Annotated in this window: 19 protein-coding genes and 4 pseudogenes; 14 read left to right on the top strand and 9 right to left on the bottom strand. The window is 73.1% G+C overall.

Annotation, left to right across the window (positions count from 1 at the left end; genetic code table 11):
• Positions 1-168, bottom strand: a pseudogene (locus tag ACWC9T_RS36045) (ISAzo13 family transposase); the annotation flags it as partial.
• Positions 169-296: 128 nt separating this feature from the next.
• Here ACWC9T_RS36045 and ACWC9T_RS36040 point away from each other — a divergent pair.
• From ACWC9T_RS36040 to ACWC9T_RS36025, 4 genes and pseudogenes are all read left to right on the top strand, one after another.
• Positions 297-536: pseudogene (locus ACWC9T_RS36040) on the top strand (oxidoreductase C-terminal domain-containing protein); the annotation flags it as partial.
• A gap of 610 nt (positions 537-1146) precedes the next feature.
• Positions 1147-1902, top strand: a complete 756-nt coding sequence (locus tag ACWC9T_RS36035) for a DUF5753 domain-containing protein (protein ID WP_449825260.1) — start codon at positions 1147-1149, stop codon at positions 1900-1902.
• The gene (locus tag ACWC9T_RS36030; RefSeq protein WP_449825259.1) at positions 1884-2096 is read left to right on the top strand and encodes a DUF397 domain-containing protein; all 213 of its coding nucleotides are present in this window, start codon (positions 1884-1886) and stop codon (positions 2094-2096) included. The genes ACWC9T_RS36035 and ACWC9T_RS36030 overlap by 19 nt, the downstream gene beginning before the upstream one ends.
• A 284-nt stretch (positions 2097-2380) precedes the next feature.
• On the top strand, positions 2381-2812 hold the full coding sequence (locus tag ACWC9T_RS36025) for a hypothetical protein (protein ID WP_449825258.1): 432 nt from the start codon (positions 2381-2383) through the stop codon (positions 2810-2812).
• Positions 2813-2830: 18 nt separating this feature from the next.
• Here the strand turns inward: ACWC9T_RS36025 and ACWC9T_RS36020 are convergent, their stop codons facing one another.
• The 4 genes from ACWC9T_RS36020 to ACWC9T_RS36005 form a co-directional block, all read right to left on the bottom strand.
• Complete coding sequence (locus ACWC9T_RS36020; protein ID WP_449825257.1) at positions 2831-3439, bottom strand: GNAT family N-acetyltransferase; 609 nt, start codon at positions 3437-3439, stop codon at positions 2831-2833.
• Positions 3440-3704: 265 nt separating this feature from the next.
• Positions 3705-4121 carry a hypothetical protein gene (locus ACWC9T_RS36015; RefSeq protein ID WP_449825256.1) on the bottom strand — a complete coding sequence of 139 codons (417 nt, stop codon included), beginning with the start codon at positions 4119-4121 and terminating at the stop codon, positions 3705-3707.
• A 6-nt stretch (positions 4122-4127) separates the two neighbouring features.
• A complete protein-coding gene (locus ACWC9T_RS36010; RefSeq protein ID WP_449825255.1) occupies positions 4128-4682 on the bottom strand; it encodes a universal stress protein in 555 nt (184 codons plus the stop codon).
• A 266-nt stretch (positions 4683-4948) separates the two neighbouring features.
• The gene (locus ACWC9T_RS36005) at positions 4949-7324 is read right to left on the bottom strand and encodes a DUF4118 domain-containing protein (RefSeq protein ID WP_449825254.1); all 2376 of its coding nucleotides are present in this window, start codon (positions 7322-7324) and stop codon (positions 4949-4951) included.
• Positions 7325-7403: 79 nt separating this feature from the next.
• Between ACWC9T_RS36005 and ACWC9T_RS36000 the strand changes: the two genes are divergently transcribed.
• The 4 genes from ACWC9T_RS36000 to ACWC9T_RS35985 all read left to right on the top strand — a co-directional run bounded on the left by ACWC9T_RS36000 (position 7404) and on the right by ACWC9T_RS35985 (position 10683).
• Entirely contained in the window at positions 7404-7751 is a 348-nt protein-coding gene (locus ACWC9T_RS36000) for a GntR family transcriptional regulator (RefSeq protein ID WP_449825253.1), read from the top strand.
• 65 nt (positions 7752-7816) lie between these two features.
• Positions 7817-8758, top strand: a complete 942-nt coding sequence (locus tag ACWC9T_RS35995; RefSeq protein WP_449825252.1) for a DUF1648 domain-containing protein — start codon at positions 7817-7819, stop codon at positions 8756-8758.
• Positions 8759-8997: 239 nt separating this feature from the next.
• A complete protein-coding gene (locus ACWC9T_RS35990; RefSeq protein ID WP_449825251.1) occupies positions 8998-9741 on the top strand; it encodes a hypothetical protein in 744 nt (247 codons plus the stop codon).
• A gap of 102 nt (positions 9742-9843) precedes the next feature.
• Positions 9844-10683, top strand: a complete 840-nt coding sequence (locus ACWC9T_RS35985; protein ID WP_449825250.1) for an SAM-dependent methyltransferase — start codon at positions 9844-9846, stop codon at positions 10681-10683.
• Between the two features lie 16 nt (positions 10684-10699).
• Here the strand turns inward: ACWC9T_RS35985 and ACWC9T_RS35980 are convergent.
• A pseudogene (locus ACWC9T_RS35980) lies at positions 10700-11361 on the bottom strand (response regulator).
• Positions 11358-12548: a sensor histidine kinase gene (locus tag ACWC9T_RS35975; RefSeq protein ID WP_449825249.1), complete on the bottom strand. Its 1191-nt coding sequence runs from the start codon at positions 12546-12548 to the stop codon at positions 11358-11360. The pseudogene ACWC9T_RS35980 and the gene ACWC9T_RS35975 overlap by 4 nt, the downstream one beginning before the upstream one ends.
• Before the next feature lie 125 nt (positions 12549-12673).
• Here ACWC9T_RS35975 and ACWC9T_RS35970 point away from each other — a divergent pair, with 125 nt between their 5' ends.
• Both ACWC9T_RS35970 and ACWC9T_RS35965 read left to right on the top strand, forming a co-directional pair.
• Positions 12674-13585 (top strand): ABC transporter ATP-binding protein, encoded by a 912-nt coding sequence (locus ACWC9T_RS35970; RefSeq protein ID WP_449825248.1) that lies wholly within the window; start codon positions 12674-12676, stop codon positions 13583-13585.
• The gene (locus tag ACWC9T_RS35965; RefSeq protein ID WP_449825247.1) at positions 13582-14403 is read left to right on the top strand and encodes an ABC transporter permease subunit; all 822 of its coding nucleotides are present in this window, start codon (positions 13582-13584) and stop codon (positions 14401-14403) included. Before ACWC9T_RS35970 ends, ACWC9T_RS35965 begins: the two co-directional genes overlap by 4 nt.
• 79 nt (positions 14404-14482) lie before the next feature.
• On the opposite strand, the gene ACWC9T_RS35960 is transcribed toward ACWC9T_RS35965, so the two are convergent.
• Positions 14483-15952 (bottom strand): MFS transporter, encoded by a 1470-nt coding sequence (locus ACWC9T_RS35960; RefSeq protein ID WP_449825246.1) that lies wholly within the window; start codon positions 15950-15952, stop codon positions 14483-14485.
• 195 nt (positions 15953-16147) lie between these two features.
• Between ACWC9T_RS35960 and ACWC9T_RS35955 the strand changes: the two are divergent.
• The 3 genes and pseudogenes from ACWC9T_RS35955 to ACWC9T_RS35945 form a co-directional block, all read left to right on the top strand.
• Positions 16148-16390, top strand: a pseudogene (locus ACWC9T_RS35955) (MFS transporter); the annotation flags it as partial.
• A 43-nt stretch (positions 16391-16433) separates the two neighbouring features.
• Positions 16434-16562, top strand: a complete 129-nt coding sequence (locus tag ACWC9T_RS35950) for a hypothetical protein (RefSeq protein WP_449825262.1) — start codon at positions 16434-16436, stop codon at positions 16560-16562.
• 294 nt (positions 16563-16856) lie between these two features.
• Complete coding sequence (locus ACWC9T_RS35945; protein ID WP_449825245.1) at positions 16857-17705, top strand: NAD(P)H-binding protein; 849 nt, start codon at positions 16857-16859, stop codon at positions 17703-17705.
• A 110-nt stretch (positions 17706-17815) separates the two neighbouring features.
• Here ACWC9T_RS35945 and ACWC9T_RS35940 read toward each other — a convergent pair whose 3' ends face one another.
• Entirely contained in the window at positions 17816-18853 is a 1038-nt protein-coding gene (locus ACWC9T_RS35940; RefSeq protein WP_449825261.1) for an aldo/keto reductase, read from the bottom strand.
• Positions 18854-19012: 159 nt separating this feature from the next.
• Between ACWC9T_RS35940 and ACWC9T_RS35935 the strand changes: the two genes are divergently transcribed.
• Positions 19013-19642 carry a TetR/AcrR family transcriptional regulator gene (locus ACWC9T_RS35935; RefSeq protein WP_449825244.1) on the top strand — a complete coding sequence of 210 codons (630 nt, stop codon included), beginning with the start codon at positions 19013-19015 and terminating at the stop codon, positions 19640-19642.
• Positions 19643-19752: the final 110 nt, after the last annotated feature.

Genomic DNA, 19752 nt, shown 5'->3' with positions numbered 1-19752 from the left:
CGTCGTCTCGCTGACCCCGGCCGCCCGCGCGACGGCGCGGATGCCGCCGTGCCCCAGCAGCCGTGCCTCGGCTGCCATCAACAGACGCCGCTGGCACTCATCCAGGTGCGGGAACAACACGACTAACTTCAGGGCGAGTTGGTCACCAATCGACTCGGAGGTGCGCATACCACATCAACGAGCCGCCGAGCGGGAAGCAACACATAGATTCTCTGCGAGCCCTATGTGGTGCATTGGTCGAGTCTCCCATATCGAACAAACCAGCAGGTCAAGGGGCATGCTTAGGTGTCCACTCGACTGACCAGTACGACCTCGGGATGGAGTACGTCGGCTACGTCGAACCGGGCGGGGTGTTCCGCGGCGACCCGGCCACCCGCGAGTTCATCGCGTTCTGGCTCTCCGGCGGCCGGGTGCTCGCGGGGATGAACGTCAACGTCTGGGACGTCACCGACCCGATCCGCGAACTGGTGCGCTCAGGGCGGGCGGTGGATGCCGGCTGGCTCGCCGACCCGGGCGTGCCGCTCGGCGAGGTCTGAGCCAAGTCCGTTCCCCGGTCGGCAGGTTGCCGACCGGGGCCGTCCCGCGTGTCGGGAGGCGTACCGGGGTGTCCACCCTGGACCTGTAGCGATCAGGCCACCGGGACGCCGGGGTGACTCGCCAACGGCGGCCACACCACCCTGTGATGAACTGAACGGCCGGGCCCGCTCCTCCCAGGAGCGCGCCCGGCCTTGTCCTGCTATCGGCCAGCACGCTCCGCCCGGAGCTGCCGCCGCTTCGCCCGTAGCCGACGCGAAACCGGTCGGCGCGAGCAGTAGAGAAACCACCAGTCGCCGGGCTGGTACCTCACCCAGTACCACGCCCTCAAGAGCCGGCCCGGGTGGGAGAAGTCGGTAGAGTCATCCATCGTCAGCCTGCTTCCTTCAGGTTGGCCATGCCCCGGGACCGTGTCAGCGGTCGCCGGGGTCTCTGCTTTGCCCCCATCGTTACGCAAATGTCGCTACTCTTGACCCTTCGTCATGTTCCAAATGCTGCTTGGGAACAAGGGGAGCACGTCAGTTGGCAGCTCGAACACGAGAACTCGACCCGCTCAGCTCAGCACGTGAGCTGTACGGAAGGGAGTTGCACCGCCACAGGGTGAACGCTGGGATGTCTCTCGATCGGCTGTCCGAGATCGTCAACTACAGCAAGACGCATCTTCACGGGGTCGAGAAAGCAACGCGTCTCCCGCTTCCTCCTCTGTCCAGCAAGGTCGATGCCGCATTCGGTACCGATGGCCTCTTCGAAGGCCTCTGGGAGATCATTCGGCGGGAACAGTTCCCCGACCGCTACCGCCGGTACATGGATCTCGAAGCGCAGGCCAGCTTGATCCAGGTCTACTGTGCGCAGGTCGTCCTGGGGCTCGTCCAGACCGAGGACTACGCGCGCGCGGTACTACGCGCAGGCCGCCCACGAGACACGGAACAGCACATCGAGGACAAGCTGGCAGCTCGGATCGAACGCCAGGAGATTCTGACGCGGCCCGCTCCCCCGCATCTCTGGCTGATCCTGGACGAGGCAGTCCTTCGCCGCCCTGTTGGCGGTCCGGAAGTCATGAGCGCGCAGCTGAGCCACGTGCTGACGGCAACCCGTCGGCCCGACGTCGTGATCCAGGTGCTGCCCTTCGCGAGCGGTGAACATCCCGCGTTGGGCGGATCGTTGACGATACTCACGCTTCCGAACGGGACCGAGTCCGCCTACATGGAGGGCAGCCACACAGGAAGCCTTGAGGAAGACCCGGAGACCGTCAGAGGGTTCCGGCTGTCCTACGATCTGATCAAGGCTTCGGCCTTGCCGCCGGACGAGTCAGCGGCTCTGATCAAGACAGCGATGGAGGACTACGCAGGATGCGCAACCCCGATCTGAGCGCCGCCACTTGGCGCAAGAGCACCTACAGCAACGGCGATGGGGGACAGTGCATCGAGGTCGCCGGCGGCGTCAGCGGCATCGTCCCCGTCCGCGACTCGAAGGACCCGGCCGGTCCCTCCTTGGCCTTCTCCCTTGAGGCGTGGTCGGCGTTCGTTGCCGACATCAAGGCCGGAACCTTCCGAGCACCGTGAGCCATGCCACCGGGCCCGCCCCACCCTGGGGTGGGCCCGGCACTGGAGCACTACGCCCATCGGGAACCCTCCGGACACCCCCGGACCGAGGGCGGTCGCCCCGCCATGGGAGAGTCATTCCCGTGATCGTCTTACGTTGGCATCGCAGGCGCGTTGCCGCAGTCGTCCTCCTGGGCGCCGCCGCACTCCCCCTGACCGCATGCGCCGGACAGCGTCCCGCGCACTCGGCGGCGGCCGGCACGGCCACGCCCTCCGGCGCGAATGCCCCACAGGCCTCGCCCTACGTGGAGCCCGGAGCAGGCGACGGCGCACCGCACTACCGCGAGAACAACGGCTTCCGCATCCCGGCCGACATGTCCCCCGCCAGCGCGAAGGACGCGCAGAAGGAAGCCGATCGCATCGAGCCCGTCCTCAAGTCGCTCTGGGAAGCCGGCACGTGGGACCCGAAGAGCGTCCGTGCGGCGCTGCTCAAGCTCGGGTACCCGGAGGAACCGACCGGGCCGGAGCACGGACGGCTCGACGGAACGCTGATCGTGCGGGAGATGGACCCGCGCTTCGAGACCGACCACTACGTCACGCCCGAGGGCGCCTTGGTCAGCCTCCGTGTCCATGCCGACGCCTGCGTCACCGCGTTCGTGCAGAAGACCAACTACCAGGTGACGACCAACGGCCCGTACCCCGAAACCGGCTGCTTCGAGCCGCATGGCGGTCACTGACGGGCAGGGTCACACGAGCTACACACCTTCGCCGCCCCGCGGCGACCGCCGCATCACCCACAGCGTCGGGCCGTTCTCCGGCAGCCGCACCTCCTCCAGCACCTCGAAGCCGAAGTGCCGGTACACGGCGAGGTTCGCCTCCTTGGAGGACTCCAGGTAGACCGGCAGTCCGTCCGCGTCCGCCCTGGCCAGCCCCGAGCGCAGCAGGGCGGCGCCCTGCCCCCGCCCCTGGGCGACCGGGTCGGCGCCGAGCACCGCCAGGTACCAGTGCGGCTCCTGGGGCGCGTTCGCGGCGGCCGCCTCGACCGAGCGTCGGAACGGCTCGGCCCGCTCACCGAGCAGCTCGGTCAGCTCCCGGATCGTCTCCGCGTCCGGGACGGCCTTGTCCTGCGCCTCCGGCGGCACCCAGAAGGCGACGGCGCTGTCGGTCCGCTCGCACATCCCGTACGGCAGGTACTGCCGGGTGAACAGCGTCGTGAAGTAACTGCCCAGCGCGGCCGGGCGGCTGACGCCCTCGGGGAAGAACCAGCACATCATCGGGTCGTCGCCGAAGGCCCGCGCCAGCACCCGGGCCATCGGCTCGGCGTCCTCGCCCGTCGCGGTCCTCGGCGTGTTCGTCATCTGCATACGGACATTCTGCGCACCCTTATCCCGCACGCCTACCCCGGGTCTCCAACTCCCCTACCACGCAAGGTCCCTGACAAACAGGATGGAGTGGCCGCTGGCTGCGGGCGGTGAACCCGCTGTCCGAACCGCGGCCACTCCACCGGGAGACGCCGGGGCGCCTCGTTTATCTGTTTCCACCGGTGGCCGAGGGCTCCGGAGTACCGGCCGGAGCCCCGGGGTTCGGCGTGGTCCGCCCTTCGCGGGCGGACCGTCCTCGGAGCGCGCCTCAGACCGTGCGGTCCAGGCGCAGCAGTGACACCCGTACCGTCCGACGGGGCAGGGCCGTGGGCAGGGAGACCAGCAGGGCGGTGGCGGTGAACATCGCGTAGTGCCAGGCCTCCGGCCAGGGGCCGGACCAGCCGAGTTCGGCGTGCCGGTGCTCGGCGAAAGCGTTGCAGCACAGCCAGACGGCCAGGCCGATCACCGGTGCGGCCCGGGGGCGGGAGAAGCCGCCGACCAGGCCGCAGAGCGCCAGGTAGGTCGCGAAGGCGAGCCAGCCGGAGTGCAGTTCGCCGAGCCCGCCGAGACCGAGGGCGAGCAGGCCGCCGCCGAGCAGGGCGACGGTGCCGGAGGTGCCGACGGCGAGGCGGTCCAGCACCGGGTGGTAGCGGGCTCCGCCGGGGCGCGCCGAGTACATCCGCACCGCGGGCTACCCCTTCGCCGTGATCAGCTCGGGCGCGGGGCCGACCGGCAGGTGCCAGCGGGTGCGCCGGTGGAGGGACGCCAGGTCGTGCAGCAGCTCGGGCACCGGGACGGTCAGCACCGGACAGCCGGCCTCCTTGGCGCAGTACGCGGACACCGAGCGCCGCAGCCGGCGGTGCAGCAGTCCGCCGCTCCGGCCGAGCACCAGCAGGTCGTCCGCGCGGTCGGCGACGTGCACCAGGGCGGGCCCGGACTCGCCGCGGATCACCACCGGCCGCATCAGGACACCCGGGTCGGCCCCGCCGAAGGCCGCGTCCAGCGCCTCGTTCAGCCGCTGCTCGGCGGCCTCCCGTACGGCGGCCAGCAGCGGCGGACAGGGCGAGCGCCGGTAGCCTAGCTCGCCGCCCGGCGGCTCCCAGGCGAGCACCGGCACCAGCACGGCGCCGCGCTCGCGGGCCTCGGCGACGCCGCGGTGCAGTGCCGCGAGGCTCCCCAGCGACCCGCTGACGCCGACCACCACCCTGGGGTGCGCGCTGTCCAGGTGCCGCTCGTTGCCGTGCATGATCCGTCCTCGTGTGGTTCCGTTGTCCGTCGGTCTCCACCCAACCGCCGTCCGGCCGCCGACCAGCTGTTCTTGACGGCTTCCTGACGCCCCGGACGGCGTTCCCAACGCACTCCTTACGCGGACGGCCGCAGGACCCGCTGTCACTCGTTCGGCCTACCCAAGGGACGGAGATCACCTCCGGATGGGTGGCTGGAACCGCCCGTGCGGAGCGGCATGCCCACGGGCCATTCGATGTCGAACTTTCGAGGGAGTGCGGGCTTGTCCTAAACAGCGGCGCACGGCAGGTCGAGCAGGTAGGCCGTCCCGCCGCCCGGGGCCGGTTCGGCGGTGAGTTCGCCGTTCATCGCGTCCACGAACCCCCGGGCGACGGTCAGCCCGACCGGCTCGGCGTCGCCCGGGGCGGTCACCCGCAGGTGGACGCGGTCCGCCACGGTGCCCGCGTCCACCACCGCCGGGCGCCCGGCCACCGCCAGCACGTCGGCGACGGCGCGCTCCAGCAGGCCCGGGTCGGCGAGCACCGGCGGCAGCCCGTCGCCAAGGGCGAGCCGGACATCGCCGTCCTCGCCGGAGAGCGCGGCCGCCACCACCGGGCGCAGCACGGTGGGCCGAAGCACCGCCGGGATCTCCCCGGCCCGCAGCCGGCTGAGGTCCAGCAGGTTGGCGACCAGCCGTTCCATCCGGCGCGCCGCGGCGTCGATCCGCCGCCGCTGCGGGGCGGGCAGGTCGGCGGCGTCCCGGCGCAGCGCGGCGAGCGGGGCGCGCAGGTCCCGGCCGACCGCCTCCAGCAGTGCGGTGTGCAGGGCGTCGGCGTGGGCGAGGGCCTCGGCCGCGGCGGCCTGGGCGGCCAGCCTCTCGCGGTCGCGGGCCAGCCGCAGCTGGGTGACGTACGGGCCCAGCAGCCGGGTGTCCTCCTCGCTGAGTGCTGGTCCGCGCAGTGCGAGAACGGCATCCGAGCCGAGGTCGACGGTGAATGAGGCCTCGTCGGGGCGCAGCGGATAGGCGGACCCGGAGGCGGCGGCGGGCTGCCAGAGCTGCCCGGTGCGGACCAGGACGACGGCGCCGTCCAAGCCGAAGACCTGGCGAAGTTCGGCGACCAGGTCGGGCAGTGCCCGGGCGCCGGACTGGACGGTCTCCCCAGCCAGGTGGGCGAGTACGGCGGCCTCGGCGCGGGCCCGGTCGGCCTGTTGGGAGCGGCGGGCGAGGCCGTCGATCAGGTGGGCGATGATCCCGGCGACGGCGAGGAAGAGCAGCAGTACGGCGAGGTCGGCGCCGCGTCGCACGGTGAGGCTGTGCCAGGGCGTGGTGAAGAACCAGTCGGCGGCGAGCGCCCCGGCGGCGGTGGTGCCGGCGGCGGGCAGCAGTCCGCCGAGCCGGGCGGTGGCGGCGACGGCGAGCAGCAGGCAGAGCAGCACGCCGGCGAGCGCGAGCGAGCCGCGCAGCGGGGAGAGTGCCCAGGCGAGGGCGACGGCGGTGGCCGGGCCGAGCAGCCAGGCGAGTCGGCGTCGGGGCAGTGGTACGGCGGCCGGACGGCGGTGTCTGGGGGCGGGCGGGACGGCCAGCAGGCCGGGTTCGGGCGGGGGCAGCACCCGGACGTCGATCGGGCCGGCCAGCCGGATCACCCGGTTGATGACCGAGCCGGAGAGCAGTTCGCGCGGCCGGCTGCGGCTGGTGGGGCCGAGCAGGATCTGGGTGGCGCTCTCGGCGTGGGCGAAGTCCACCAGGGCGCGGGCGACGTCGCCGGCGCTGACCTCGACGTAGCTGCCGTGCAGTTCGTGCAGCAGGGCGCGCTGCCCGGCCAGGCCGGGCGGCTCACGGGTGGTGCTGGCGTCGTCGGGGCGGATGTGCACGCCGATCAGGTCGCCGTGCACCCGGGTGGCGGTGCGGGCGCCGCGGCGGATCAGGTGTTCGCCCTGCGGGGCTCCGTTGAGGGCGACGACGATGCGTTCCTTGGTCTCCCAGGGGGCGCGGATGCCGTGCCGGGCACGGTAGTCGGCGAGTTCCTCCTCGACCCGGTCGGCCAGCCAGAGCAGCGCGAGTTCGCGCAGGGCGCCGAGGTTGCCTGCCCGGAAGTAGTGGTCGAGGGCGATGTCGACCCGGTCGGGCGGGTAGATCTCGCCCCTGGTCATCCGGGTGCGCAGGGCCTGGGGGCTGAGGTCGACCAGTTGGATCCGGTCGGCGGCGCGCACCACCTCGTCGGGGATCCGTTCGCGCTGGGCGACGCCGGTGATCTGCTCGACGACGTCGTTGAGGCTCTCCAGGTGCTGGATGTTGACGGTGGTGGCGACGTCGATGCCGGCGTCGAGCAGCTGGCGGACGTCCTGCCAGCGCTTGGCGTGGCGGCTGCCGGGGGCGTTGCTGTGGGCGAGTTCGTCGACCAGGGCGAGCGCGGGGCGGCGGGCGAGCAGGGCGGCCACGTCGAGCTCGGTGAACTCGGCGCCCCGGTAGTGGATGGTCCGGCGGGGAAGCACCGGCAGGTCGCCGAGTTGCTGCTCGGTGCCCCGGCGGCCGTACGTCTCGACCAGGCCGACCACCACGTCCAGGCCCTCTTCGTCGCGCAGCCGCCGCCCCTCGGCGAGCATGGCGTAGGTCTTCCCGACCCCCGGCGCCGCCCCCAGGAACACCCGCAGTCGTCCGCTCACCGCACCGCCTCCAGGTCCATGGTCGGCCGTGGATCGCCTGTACGCACCAGATTCGGATGGTGCTATCGTCAGTAGCACCATGTTGCTGAAGCTGGACCTTGGCGACGCCCGCCCACTGCACGAGCAGGTGGCGGGCGCGATCCGACGGGCCGTCGCGGAGGGCGAGTGCGCCCCCGGCGACAAGCTGCCGTCCGCCCGGGAGCTCTCCCGGGCCCTCGGCGTCAACACCAACACCGTCCTGCGCGGGCTGCGCGCCCTGCGCGACGAGGGGGTGCTGGAGTTCCGCCGGGGCCGTGGCATCACGGTCGCCGCAGATGCCGGAACGCGCGCCGAACTGGTCGACCGAGTACGGCAGTTGATCGCCGACGCGGCCCGGGCCGGCTACAGCAGGAACGATCTCGTGGATCTGATCAGGGGGATGCCGTGAACGACTCGGAGCTGGTGGGAACGGGGCCGGTATCAAAGACGAGGCGGGGGGCGATCTGGGCGGGGGTGGTCTGGGGGCTCGGCGTCCTCGCGCTGCTGATCGTCATGCCGTTGGCCGCGCGCGACCGGCTGCCGGACCCGGTGGCCACGCACTTCGACGGCAGTCGCCCGGACGGCTCGATGTCGGTGACGGCGGCGGCCCTGTTCCCGGCCGGCCTCTGGCTGGTGGTGGTGGCCGGCGCGGTGATCGCCCGCCGCTTCCGCAGCAGCCGGGCCTCCGGCCTGCCCGGCGCCCTGCTCGCGGGCGGCGGAGTCCTGCTGACCGGGGCGCAGGCCTCGATCGTGCAGTCCAACCTGGACCGCGCACGCTGGCAGGACGCCACCTCTCCGGACTTCTGGGTGGTCGTCATCATCGCGCTGACCGGCCTGGCGGCGGTGCTCACCGGCCTGGCGACCCGGCGGCCCGGCAACACCCCCGCGGGCACCGGCGCGCCCGCGCGCGGCCCGGCGATGCGGCTCCCGGCCGCCGAGCGGGTGGTCTGGCTCTCCTGGACCTCCAACCCGTGGCTGCAGCTGACCTCCGCCATTCTCGGTCTCGGCGCCGTCGGTACCGCGGTGGCCGCGGGCACCGGGCTGACCGGCGCCCACTGGGCGCTGCTGGCTCCGCTCGTCACCGCCTCGCTGGCCACGCTCGCGGTCTCCTCCGTCCAGGCCCGGGTGACCGCGAAGGGGCTGGTTGTCGGCTTCGGCCCCTTCGGCTGGCCCCGGCGGCACTGGTCCCCCGCCGAGATCGAGTCGGCGCGCGCCGAGCGGCGCACCGCCGCCCAGGCGGGCGGCTTCGGCTACCGGGTGAACGACCTGGGCACCACCGTGATGCTGCGCGGCGGCAGCTGCCTGGTCGTCCGCACCCGCAAGGGCACCGAGTTCGCGGTCAGCATCGACGACGCCGAGCGCGGGGCCGCCCTGCTCAACGCCCTCGCCGACCGGGCCGGTACACCGGCCTCCTGAGGCCCCGGGCCCGCCACCCACCGAGCGCACTGCGCTGGCGGGCCGCGCGCACCCCTTGCGGCGTCAAGTCGGGGACCCCACGAACCATCTGATCCAGTGATGACCTCCACTCCTTTGCGGGTACACCAGTTGACGGCCGCTTCCGTGCGGCGGCGCCCGTCGACACCGCCTCATGTGACCCCCAGCGGCCGGACGATCCGCGGGCCGCGGCTGCCCGTACGGAAGGCGAGGAGGCGTCCATGAGCAACGACCTGCGCAGCGGGAGAACCCCCGACTCCCCCCAGCAGCACATCCAGGACGAACGCACCGTCAGCTTCCTGCGCTTCGGCGTCGGGGCGATCGGCATCCTGCTGCCGCCGACGCTGCCGCTCGGCAACTGGCTGGCCGACGAGGTAACGGGGCGCGGCACGGACGGGTTCTGGCCCGCCTCGATGAGCGCCGCGTACTACGGCGGGACGCGGAACATCTTCGTCGGGGCGCTCTGCGCGCTCGGGGTGTTCCTGATCTGCTACCGCTTCGACCGGCGGGACGACCGGTGGAGTACGGCGGCCGGGGTGTTCGCGCTCGGGGTCGCACTGTGCCCGACGGCGCCGCGGGACCCGACGGAGGTGCAGCGGGTGGTCGGGGGGTTCCATCTGGCCTTCGCCGCGCTGCTGTTCGTGGTGCTGGCGCTGTTCTGCCTCTACTCCTTCCGCAATCCGCGCTCGACGCAGCCGGCCCGGGTCGGCGCGGCCTACCTGGGGGCGGGGGTGCTGATCCTGGTCGCGCTGCTGGCCGCGGTGGTCTGCGGGCTGTCCGGGTTCGGTACGGACTGGACGGTGCGGCCGCTGTACCTGTGCGAGTGGGTGGCGACCTGGGCCTTCGGTGCGGCCTGGTTCGGCGCGGCGGTGGAGCTGGCCGGCGGGCGTCCCGACCGTGGCACGCTACCCCGCCAGGCGGGGGCGCCGATGGTCGAACCCCGCAGTCCGGAAGTTCAAGCCTGAGTGATCGTCATCTGGTCGTACCGGAATACCGTTACCATGCGCACCAAGGATCGCCGTCGTGGCGGCCGGTGACGGGTGCCCAGTGACAACGGGAGGGCGAGCATGGCGAACGAGGTCCGGGCCGATCAGGAGCCGCGGGAGGACTACCCCTCGGTGGACCTGCGGATGGACGTACCGCACTCCGCTCGGGTCTACGACTACCTCATCGGTGGCAAGACCAACTTCGAGGCGGACCGGGTGGCCGCGCACGCCTCGGTGCAGGCCTGGCCGTCGCTGCCGATCTCGATGCGCACCACCCGCGACTTCATGCAGCGCTCGGTGCGCCACCTCACCGAGCGGTACGGGGTGCGGCAGTTCCTGGACGTCGGCACCGGTATCCCCACCTCGCCCAACGTGCACGAGATCGCCCAGGCGATCGCCCCCGACACCCGGGTCGCGTACGTGGACAACGACCCGATCGTGCTGACCCACGCGCGAGCCCTGATGTCCAGCACGCCCGAGGGCCGCACCTGTTACGTGGACGCCGACTTCCGCGACCCGGAGTCGATCATCGACAACCCCCGGCTGCGCGAGGTGCTCGACCTCTCGCAGCCGGTGGCGCTGTCGCTGATCGCGATCGTGCACTTCGTGCTGGACGAGGACGACCCGCAGGGCATCGTGCGCCGCTTCATGGAAGCGCTGGCGCCCGGCAGCTTCCTCGCCCTGACGGTGTTCACCGGCGACACCGACCCGGTCGGGGTCGCCGGCGTCGGCCGGGAGTACAACGCCCGTGGCATCCCGCTGCAGATCCGCGACAAGGCCGAGACCGAGGCCTTCTTCGACGGCTACGAGCTGCTCGACCCGGGCGTCACGCTCGTCCACCACTGGCGGCCGGACGCCGGTGCCCCGGCGGTCCGCGACCAGGACATCGCGATGTACGCGGGTGTGGCGATCAAGCGCTGATCCGGGTGGGCCCTGGTCAGCCGGGGACGGAGACCAGGCCCGCCTCGTAGGCCAGGATGACCAGCTGCACCCGGTCCCGGGCGTCCAACTTGGCCAGCAGCCGGGTCATGTAGGTCTTCACGGTGGCGATGCTGAGCACCAGCTCGGCGGCGATCTCGGTGTTGGACAGGCCCCGGCCGACCAGGGTGAGGATCTCCCGCTCCCGGTCGGTGACCGCCTCCAGGCGCCTCGCCGCCGGGACGGGCGCCGCCGTCGGCCGGTGCCCGGTGAACGCCCCGATCAGCCGCCGGGTGACGCGCGGCGCGATCAGCGCGTCCCCGGCGGCGACCACCCGGACGGCGGCGAGGATGTCGTCCAGCGCCATGTCCTTGACCAGGAAGCCGGACGCCCCGGCGCGCAGCGCCGCGTACACGTGCTCGTCCTCGTCGAAGGTGGTGAGCACCACCACCCGGGTCGGCCCGCCGGCGGCGGTCACCAGCCGGGTGGCCTCGATGCCGTCGGTGCCGGGCATCCGGATGTCCATCACCACGACGTCCGGCCGCAGTTCGGTGGCCAGCCGGACGGCCTCGGCGCCGTCGCCGGCCTCGCCGACCACCTCGATGTCGGCGGTCTCCGTGAGACCATCTCCAGCGCGGCACGGACCAGCGGCTGGTCATCGGCGAGCACCACCCGGATCATGCGGTCACCTGCTCGGGGATCGGCAGCCGGGCGGCGACCCGGAAGCCGCCGTCCGGGCGCGGCCCGGCCTCGAACTCGCCGTGCAGCAGGGCGACCCGCTCGCGCAGCCCGGCCAGGCCGAAGCCGCCGCCGGGCGCGCCGCCGCGGCCCCGGCCCCGGTCGGTGATCTCCACGGCCAACTCGCCCTCCCTGCTGCGGTCCACGGTCACCAGGCAGTCGCCGACCTCCGCGTGCCGCACCACGTTGGTGACCGACTCCTGGATGATCCGGAAGGCCGAGAGGTCGATCTCCGGTGGCAGCGGGGCCTGTTGGCCTTCGCGTCGCACCCTGACCCGCACACCCGCAGCGGTGGTCGTCTCGGCCAGCCGGTCCAGGTCGGCCAGGCCCAGCGGGGCGGTGTCCGACGCCTCGCCGTCGGCCTGGCGCAGAGCAACCAACATGCGGCGCAGCGCGGCCAGGGTCTCCCGTCCGGCGGCCTCGATCTCGCCGAGCGCCTGCTTGGCCCGCTCGGGTCGGCGGTCGATCACCCGGCGGGCCGCGCCGGCCTGCAGGGCGACGATGCCGATGCTGTGCGCGACGGTGTCGTGCATCTCCCGGGCGATCCGCAGCCGTTCGGCGGTGACCGCCTCGGTGGCCGCCCGGCTGCTCAGCGCCTCGGCGTGCTCCCGGTTCTGCCGGACCGAGCGCCCGGCCAGCCAGGCGACCAGGGCGAGCAGCGCGGCGCCGTCGGCCGAGCCGATGTGGGTGCCGGTGAAGATGCCGACGGTGTTGCCGCGCACCAGGCCGACGTGCAGCACCAGGAAGACCGCCACCAGCGCGAAGGCGGTGCGGGAGCTGCGGCGCGGGCGGGTGGCGGTGATCAGGAACAGTGCGACGTCCACGGCGAGCAGCGCCGCCGGGGGCACCTGGGTGTTGGCGGCCCAGCCGTCGGTCTCGGTCCAGGTGGTGATCAGCAGCAGGGTGACCGAGAACACCGGCAGCCGGCGCACCAGCGCGGCGCCGAGGAAGGCCACCGCCGTGTCCGCCAGGGTGAACGCCAGTCCGCCGTGCGCGGCGGCGCCCCGGTGCAGCCGCGCGGTGCCGCCGAGCAGCACGGCGGGGTAGGCGGCGGCCACGCACCAGGCGAGGGCGGCCCAGGCCTCGGGCGGGATACGCCGGAACAGCGGGGGCGGGGGCGTCGCGGGCATGGTTCGAGATCGTAACGATGGCCTCGGGCGCCGTCATCCAACCGTGGTTGTACGGCCGGGGGTGACCTGCGGTGTCGACACCGGTCCGATGTGGTCGCCCGGGCTCGCCCGGCACCGTGGTGGCCATGATCGAAGTCACCGAGCTGACGAAGCGCTACGGCCACCGGACCGCCGTCGACCGCCTCACCTTCACCGTCCGCCCCGGCCGGGTCACCGGCTTCCTCGGCCCCAACGGCGCCGGCAAGTCCACCACGCTGCGGATGATCCTGGGCCTGAACGACCCGACCGGCGGCACCGCCACCGTCGGCGGCCGGGCGTTCCGCAGCCTGCCGCGCGGCCTGCGCGAGGTCGGCGCCCTGCTCGACGCGAGCGATGTGCACGGCGGGCGCACCGGGGCGGCCCATCTGCGGGCGCTGGCCCGGAGCAACGCGATCCCGGCCGCCCGGGTGAGCGAGGTGCTGGCCGAGGTCGGCCTCGCCGAGGCCGCCGGGCGGCGGATCGGCGGCTACTCGCTGGGCATGAAGCAGCGCCTCGGCATCGCCGGCGCGCTGCTCGGCGACCCGCCGGTCCTGCTCTTCGACGAGCCGCTGAACGGGCTCGACCCGGAAGGCGTGCGCTGGGTGCGGCGGTTGTTCCGCCGACTCGCCGCGCAGGGGCGGACGGTGTTCGTCTCCAGCCACATGATGGCGGAGATGGAGCACACCGCCGACCACCTGGTGGTGATCGGACGCGGCCGGCTGATCGCCGACGAGAGCCTCACCGAGTTCGCCGCCCGCGCGGGCCGGGCCGGAGTCACCGTCCGGGCCGCCGAACCCGACCGGCTGGCCGCGGTACTGCGCGCCGCCGGCGCCACCGTTCGGCCCGGCCCGGACGGCACCCTGGACGTGACCGGCCTGGACGCCGGGCGGATCGGCGAACTCGCCCTGGAGCAGTGCCTGTTGCTGTACACCCTGACCGCCCGTGGCGCCTCCCTGGAGGAGGCCTTCATGGAACTGACCGCCGACAGCGTCGAGTACCTCGCCGGAGAGCCCCGTTGAGCACCGCGACTCCCCTCCCCCGCCCCCGTTTCGGCGACCTGCTCGGCGCCGAGTGGCTCAAGTTCCGGTCACTGCGCTCCATCCCCTGGGTGCTCGGCCTCGGCACGTTCGTCATCATCGCCGCCAACCTCAAGGCCGCCCAGTACACCCACGACCACTACACGCCCGGCGACGGCGACCCTGCGGTGATGGCCCAGGTCGCCCTGAACGACTCCTTCCACACCGGCTCCGCCGACATCCTGATGCTGATCGCGGGCGGCCTCGGCGCGGCCGTCATCGCCGGCGAGTACGCGACCGGGCTGATCCGCACCACGCTGGCCGCCGTGCCCGACCGCCGGGCGGTGCTGCTCGCCAAGGCTTGCGTGCTGACGGGCGTGATGCTCGGCTTCGGCGTGGTCACCGCGGGCGTCTCCTTCGGCCTCACCCAGGCGATCCTGGCCGACCGGGGCATCGGCCAGTCGATCACCGACCCGACCGCCCTCCGCTACGTGGCCGCGGCCGCGCTGTTCGCCCCGGCCTGCGCGCTGGTCGGGCTCTGCCTCGGCACCCTGATCCGGCACAGCGCGGGCGCGGTGGTGGGCACCGTCGTGGTGCTGTTCTTCCTACCGTCCTTCATCACCGAGCGCTACCGCTGGACGGCCGACCTGCTGCACGCCCTGCCCTTCCCCGCCTGGCAGCGCCTGGCCCGCACCACCCTGGCCGGCCTGCGGCCGACCGAGTACCCGGCCACGGTCGCGGGCTCCTGGACCACCTACGCGCTCTGGTCGCTCGCCTCGGTGGCGCTCGCGGCGGCGGTGATCCAGCGTCGGGACCACTGAGGGACGCAACGGCGCGCCGGGATTGTCGGACCGGCGCGCCGCGGTCTCCCCGGCCCGCCGCCACCCCCGAGCGCCCCGGCTACCGCCGGTGGCCCGCCACCTCGTCCGCCAGCGCCACCAGCAGCGCCAGCAGCACCAGGCCCCCCGCCACCGTCGTGCCCAGTTGGAAGGCCAGCGCCCAGTCCGGGTGGTGGCCGCCGGCGCGGGCGAAGAAAACCGAGCCGACCACCGCGATGCCGACCGCCGAGCCGACCCGCTGGGCGGTCTGCAGCACACCGCCGGCGCTGCCCGCGCGGGCGATCGGGACCTGGTGCAGCGTGAGCGTCTGGTTCGGGGAGATCACCAGTCCGCTGCCGACCCCGGCGACCAGCAGCGGGCCCAGCGTCGTCCAGGCCACCGCGGGGCCCGACCAGAGCTGCACCGCCAGGGCCGAGGCCACCAGGCCGAGCAGCACCAGAAGCAGCCCCGCCACCACCAACCGCCGTCCGAGCCGGCTCACCAGCCGACCGCCGACCGCCGCCGCCACGCCCGAGCCGATCGCGAAGGGGGTGATCGCCAGGCCCGCCGTCAGCGCCGAGTAGTGCAGGCCCACCTGGAGGTAGAGCGTGAAGATGAAGAAGATCGCGGTGAACCCGGCGAAGTACACCAGCGACAGCAGCACCCCCGCCGCGTACGGGCGAACCGCGAACAGCGCCATGCTCACCAAGGGCTCGCACCGCCGCGCGTAGTGCCGCTCCCATCCGACGAAGGCCGCCAGCAGCACCGCCGCCGCCGGCAGCAGCAGCCAGCGCGCCGGGCTGTGCCACTGCTGTCCCTGGATGAAGGGCAGCAGCAGCGCGACCGTCCCGGCACCGAGCAGCAGCACCCCGACCGGGTCGAAGTCGCGGTGCCCGGCCCGTTCGGCCGCCGGGCGCGGCGGCGGGAGCAGCCGGTAGGCGATCGGCAGGGCGGCGACGCCGATCGGCAGGTTGACCAGGAACACCCAGCGCCAGCCGTCCTGCGGGCCGAACAGGTGGATCAGCAGGCCGCCGAGCAGCGGTCCGACGGCGGTGGACAGCCCGATGATCGCGCCGAGCGCGCCGAAGGCCCGGCCGCGCTCGGCCCCCTGGAACAGGGTCTGGATGAAGCCGGACACCTGCGGCACCAGCACGCCGCCGGCCGCGCCCTGGAACAGCCGGGCCAGCACCAGCCACTCCTGGCTCTGCGCCGCCCCGGCCAGGGCGCTGGCCGCGGTGAACAGGGCGAGCCCGGCGAGGAAGACGGCCCGCCGGCTGCGGGCGTCGCCGAGCCGCCCGGCAGGGACGAGCACCAGGCCGAAGGCGAGCGCGTAGCCGCTGAGCACCCACTGCAGACCGCTGTCGGACATGTGCAGCCCGGCCCGGACGGCAGGCAGAGCGACGTTCACGATGCTGACGTCCAGCAGGGTCATGAACCCGGCGACCAGGCAGACCGCGAGCGCCTGCCAGCGCCGCGCCCCGGCCCGCCCGCCGACGGCGGAGGCGCCGGGCGGCTCGGGGTTCACCGCGTTGCGGGAGGACTGGGCGATCATCAGGAGCCCCTTCCCGGAGTCCGGGGGCCGGCGAACTGGGCAGGGATCCGCAAGACACGCCCCAGCTCCGGCCCATCGTCACCCGCCGCACCCGGCGCCGCCACCCGGGCCCGGGCGAAGGCGCAACGCCCCCGCCCCTCACCCGAACGGCCGAACCGGATCGCGACCGGCCCGTACGGACCCGAGGCTGGCGGCATGACTGTCGCCACCGAAGCCCAGCCCTCCGCCCCGCCGGTGCTCGACGTGCGGCAGCGGAACGTCGTCTTCGGCACCATCGTGCTCGGCATGCTGCTGGCCGCCTTGGACCAGACCATCGTCGGCACCGCGCTGCCCACCATCGTCGCGGACCTCGGCGGGGCCGCACACATGTCCTGGGTGGTGACGTCCTGTCTGCTGGCCGAGACGGTGGCCACCGTGCTGGCCGGCAAGTTCGGCGAGCGACACCCGGGCCGGCCTCGCCGGGGCCTGGGCCCCGATGGAGGTGGCCACCCGTACCGAGGCCCTCGGCCACGCCTCCCTCGATCTCATCGCGGCCCGCAGGAAGGTGCCGCCCGAGGTACTGGAACCGGTCTTCGGCCGGATGACCACCGAGCGCCACCTCACCCGCTGACCCGAGATCTCAGCCGCCGAGCAGTAGCCGCTCCAGCGCGGCCCGGGCGCGGGCGTCGGAGCGGGCCCGGGCCGGTGACGGCCGCGGCCAGCTCTCGCGTCCACTCGTCGAGCGGCACCGACCCCGTCTCAAGGGATCCGCCGCCACTCGCGTGCTGGGTGGGACGAGTTGTGCCAGTCAGTCGCGCTCCGGCGGTGCCACAGTGGTTGTCGCCGGAGCGATGGCCCACCTGCGGGCCCTGATGACAGGGCACCACACCTCAGCACCGCTGAGCACACGAAGAGGGAATGTTCGATGATTCTCGTCACTGGAGCAACAGGCAACGTCGGCGGCCTCGTCGCGCGGCAGCTGCACGCGCAGGGCCACAGCGTCCGGGCACTGGTGCGCGACCCCTCCCGGGCGGCCGGCCTCCCGGCGGGGATCGATCTCGCCGTCGGCGATCTCGACGAACCCGACAGCGTGTCCAAGGCGGTTCAGGGCGTCGAGGCGATCTTCCTGATGCAGGTCGGAGGCGGGACCGAGCAGACCAGGACGGTGATCGACGCCGCACGAAAGGCGGCGGTGCCGAAGATCGCCCTGCTCTCCTCCGTCGGCGCGCGCCTGCTGCCGCTGGAGGAGAACCCCATGGGAGCCGCCCTCGCGGCTCGCGAGCAGGTACTGCGCGAGTCCGGCCTCGGTGTGACCTACCTGCGGCCCAACACCTTCGCGTCCAACGCCCTCTGGTGGCGCGACTCCATCCGTGCGGGCAAGGTCGTCGGCCCGACCGGTGACGGTCGGCATGGCGTGATCGACCCGGAAGACATCGCACGCGTCGCCGTGGTCACCCTCACCCAGGACGGTCACGTGGGGAAGGGGTACTTCCTCACCGGTCCGGAGGGCCTGACCTCGCGCGAGCAGGTCGCGATCATCGCCGAGGTGACCGGGCGTTCGATCGACTTCGAGGACGTCACTCCCCACGAGTTCGCCCAGGCTGCCATTCAGCGAGGAACTCCGCCCGAGGAGGCGCACCTCATCGAGCGCCTGCACGAGTTTCTCCGCGCCGGTCGCGCCGGATTCGTCACCGACGACGTCGAGAACATCACCGGAACAGCCCCCAGGACCTTCCGCGACTGGTGCGAACGCCACGTCGGCGCCTTCCGCTGAGCCTGGCACCTCAGCCCGCGCCCCGAGAGGCCCGCAGAGGGCACTCCCAGGCACACGGGGGGTGAAAAGGCTGCTGACCAGTGAACACCAGTGAGTACAGTTTTCGCAGGTCAGCCAGCCAGCGGCGGATTCAGGCGGGCGAAGGCGGCCTGGCGGCGGTACGGGAAGTACGGGTAAGGCGCGGTGCGGGTGCTGGCGGCGTCCAGGCGGGCGACCTGCTCCTGCGTCAGCGACCAGCCGACCGCACCGAGGTTCTGCCGCAGCTGTTCCTCGTTGCGGGCGCCGATGATGACCGAGGAGACGGTCGGGCGGCGCAGCAGCCAGTTGATCGCCACCTGCGGGACGGTGCGGCCGGTCTCGGCGGCGACCTCGTCGAGCGCGTCGACCACCCGGTGGAGCAGCTCGTCCTCGACCGGCGGGCCGTAGTCGGCGGTGTCGTGCAGGCGGCTGCCGGCCGGGAGCGGCTGTCCGCGGCGGATGCGGCCGGTGAGGCGGCCCCAGCCGAGCGGGCTCCAGACCAGGGCGCCGACGCCCTCCTCCTGGGCGAGCGGCATCAGCTCCCACTCGTAGTCGCGGCCGACCAGGGAGTAGTAGACCTGGTGGGCGGCGTAGCGGGGGCGGCCGTGGCGGTCGGCGAGGGCGAGGGACTTCATCAGCTGCCAGCCGGAGAAGTTGGAGACGCCGGTGTAGCGGATCTTGCCCGCGCGCACCAGGTCCTCCAGGGTGGCCAGCACCTCCTCGATCGGGGTGCCGGCGTCGTAGGCGTGCAGCTGGAAGAGGTCCAGGTAGTCGGTGCCGAGGCGGCGCAGCGCGTCGTCCACGGACCGGGTGAGCCGGGCGCGGGAGGTGCCGGCGTCCTGGGGGTCGTCGCCGAGCGGCAGTCCGGCCTTGGTGGAGATCAGCACCTGGTCGCGGCGGCCGCGGACGGCCTGGCCGAGCACCTCCTCGGAGGCGCCGTCGGAGTAGACGTCGGCGGTGTCGAAGAGGGTGACCCCGGCGTCGATGGCGATGTCGAGCAGGCGGCGGGCCTCCTGGACATCGGTGGTGCCCCAGGCGCCGAACAGCGGGCCGCGGCCGCCGAAGGTGCCGGTGCCGAGGCTGAGCGCGGGGACCTTGAGTCCGGAGGCGCCGAGCCGGCGCCACTCCATGTCGGTGCTGCCCGTGTCGGTGGTGGCCGTGCCGATGTCGGTCATGTCTGCGGTTGCCATGACAGTACTCCCCTCGAAGCCCCTAATGGGACTCCCATTCCGTTAGGATGCTCAGAAACTAGCAGACTCCACCCGACTAATAGAACAGGAATCCCGTTAATGGCCCCAGAGCCCGTTGCGTCCTCCGCCCCCGGAACCGTCCGCCCCGGCGGCCGGACCGCCCGGGTCCGCACCGCCGTCCTGCGGGCCGCCGAGGACGCCCTGGTCGAGCACGGCTTCGGCGGCCTCGATCTCGGCGACATCGCCCAGCGGGCCGAGGTCGGCCGCACCACCGTCTACCGCCGCTGGGGCAGCACCACGGCCCTGGTCGCCGACCTGCTCACCGACATGGCCGAGCAGTCGCTGCCGCGCACCCACGGCGGCACGCTCGCCGAGAACCTCCGGGCCAACGCGCGCCTGGTCCAACGCACCCTGGCCGACCCCCGGCAGGGCGCGCTGTTCCGCGCGGTGATCGTGGCGGCCGACGGCGACCCGGGGACGGCCGAGGCGTTGAAGCTGTTCTACCGGCGCCGGGTCGAGGAGTGGGCGCCGTGCGTCACCGAGGCCGTGGAGCGCGGCGAACTGCCTCCGGACACCGACCCGTTGGAGGTGATCCGGGCTGTCTCGGCGCCGCTCTACTACCGGATGCTGACCACCACCGAGCCGCTCGACGAGCCCGCCGCCGACCGCGCCGCGGCCGCCGCCGAAGCCGCCGCCCGGGCCGGGGCGTACCGGCGGCAGGACGCCTGACAACGCGAACGGCCGCACAACGCGCTCGCCCCCGCCCGGCGCGGGCCCGCGGCGGAACCGGTGCGAATCGGCCGGATCCGGGCCCGGCGGCAGCGCGTGGGAGAATACTG

Source organism: Kitasatospora sp. NPDC001159, assembly GCF_053598235.1.
Note: the sequence above shows the minus strand (reverse complement) of the source record. Positions and strands in the feature narration are given on the sequence as shown.

Bases quoted from the DNA above. Each gene is read 5' to 3' on its own strand.
- ACWC9T_RS36035 (WP_449825260.1), top strand. From the start codon at position 1,147: ATGTCTCTCGATCGGCTGTCCGAGATCGTCAACTACAGCAAGACGCAT.
- ACWC9T_RS36030 (WP_449825259.1), top strand. From the start codon at position 1,884: ATGCGCAACCCCGATCTGAGCGCCGCCACTTGGCGCAAGAGCACCTAC.
- ACWC9T_RS36020 (WP_449825257.1), bottom strand. From the start codon at position 3,439: ATGCAGATGACGAACACGCCGAGGACCGCGACGGGCGAGGACGCCGAG.
- ACWC9T_RS36010 (WP_449825255.1), bottom strand. From the start codon at position 4,682: ATGCACGGCAACGAGCGGCACCTGGACAGCGCGCACCCCAGGGTGGTG.
- ACWC9T_RS36000 (WP_449825253.1), top strand. From the start codon at position 7,404: ATGTTGCTGAAGCTGGACCTTGGCGACGCCCGCCCACTGCACGAGCAG.
- ACWC9T_RS35990 (WP_449825251.1), top strand. From the start codon at position 8,998: ATGAGCAACGACCTGCGCAGCGGGAGAACCCCCGACTCCCCCCAGCAG.
- ACWC9T_RS35985 (WP_449825250.1), top strand. From the start codon at position 9,844: ATGGCGAACGAGGTCCGGGCCGATCAGGAGCCGCGGGAGGACTACCCC.
- ACWC9T_RS35975 (WP_449825249.1), bottom strand. From the start codon at position 12,548: ATGCCCGCGACGCCCCCGCCCCCGCTGTTCCGGCGTATCCCGCCCGAG.
- ACWC9T_RS35970 (WP_449825248.1), top strand. From the start codon at position 12,674: ATGATCGAAGTCACCGAGCTGACGAAGCGCTACGGCCACCGGACCGCC.
- ACWC9T_RS35960 (WP_449825246.1), bottom strand. From the start codon at position 15,952: ATGATCGCCCAGTCCTCCCGCAACGCGGTGAACCCCGAGCCGCCCGGC.
- ACWC9T_RS35945 (WP_449825245.1), top strand. From the start codon at position 16,857: ATGATTCTCGTCACTGGAGCAACAGGCAACGTCGGCGGCCTCGTCGCG.
- ACWC9T_RS35940 (WP_449825261.1), bottom strand. From the start codon at position 18,853: ATGGAGTGGCGCCGGCTCGGCGCCTCCGGACTCAAGGTCCCCGCGCTC.
- ACWC9T_RS35935 (WP_449825244.1), top strand. From the start codon at position 19,013: ATGGCCCCAGAGCCCGTTGCGTCCTCCGCCCCCGGAACCGTCCGCCCC.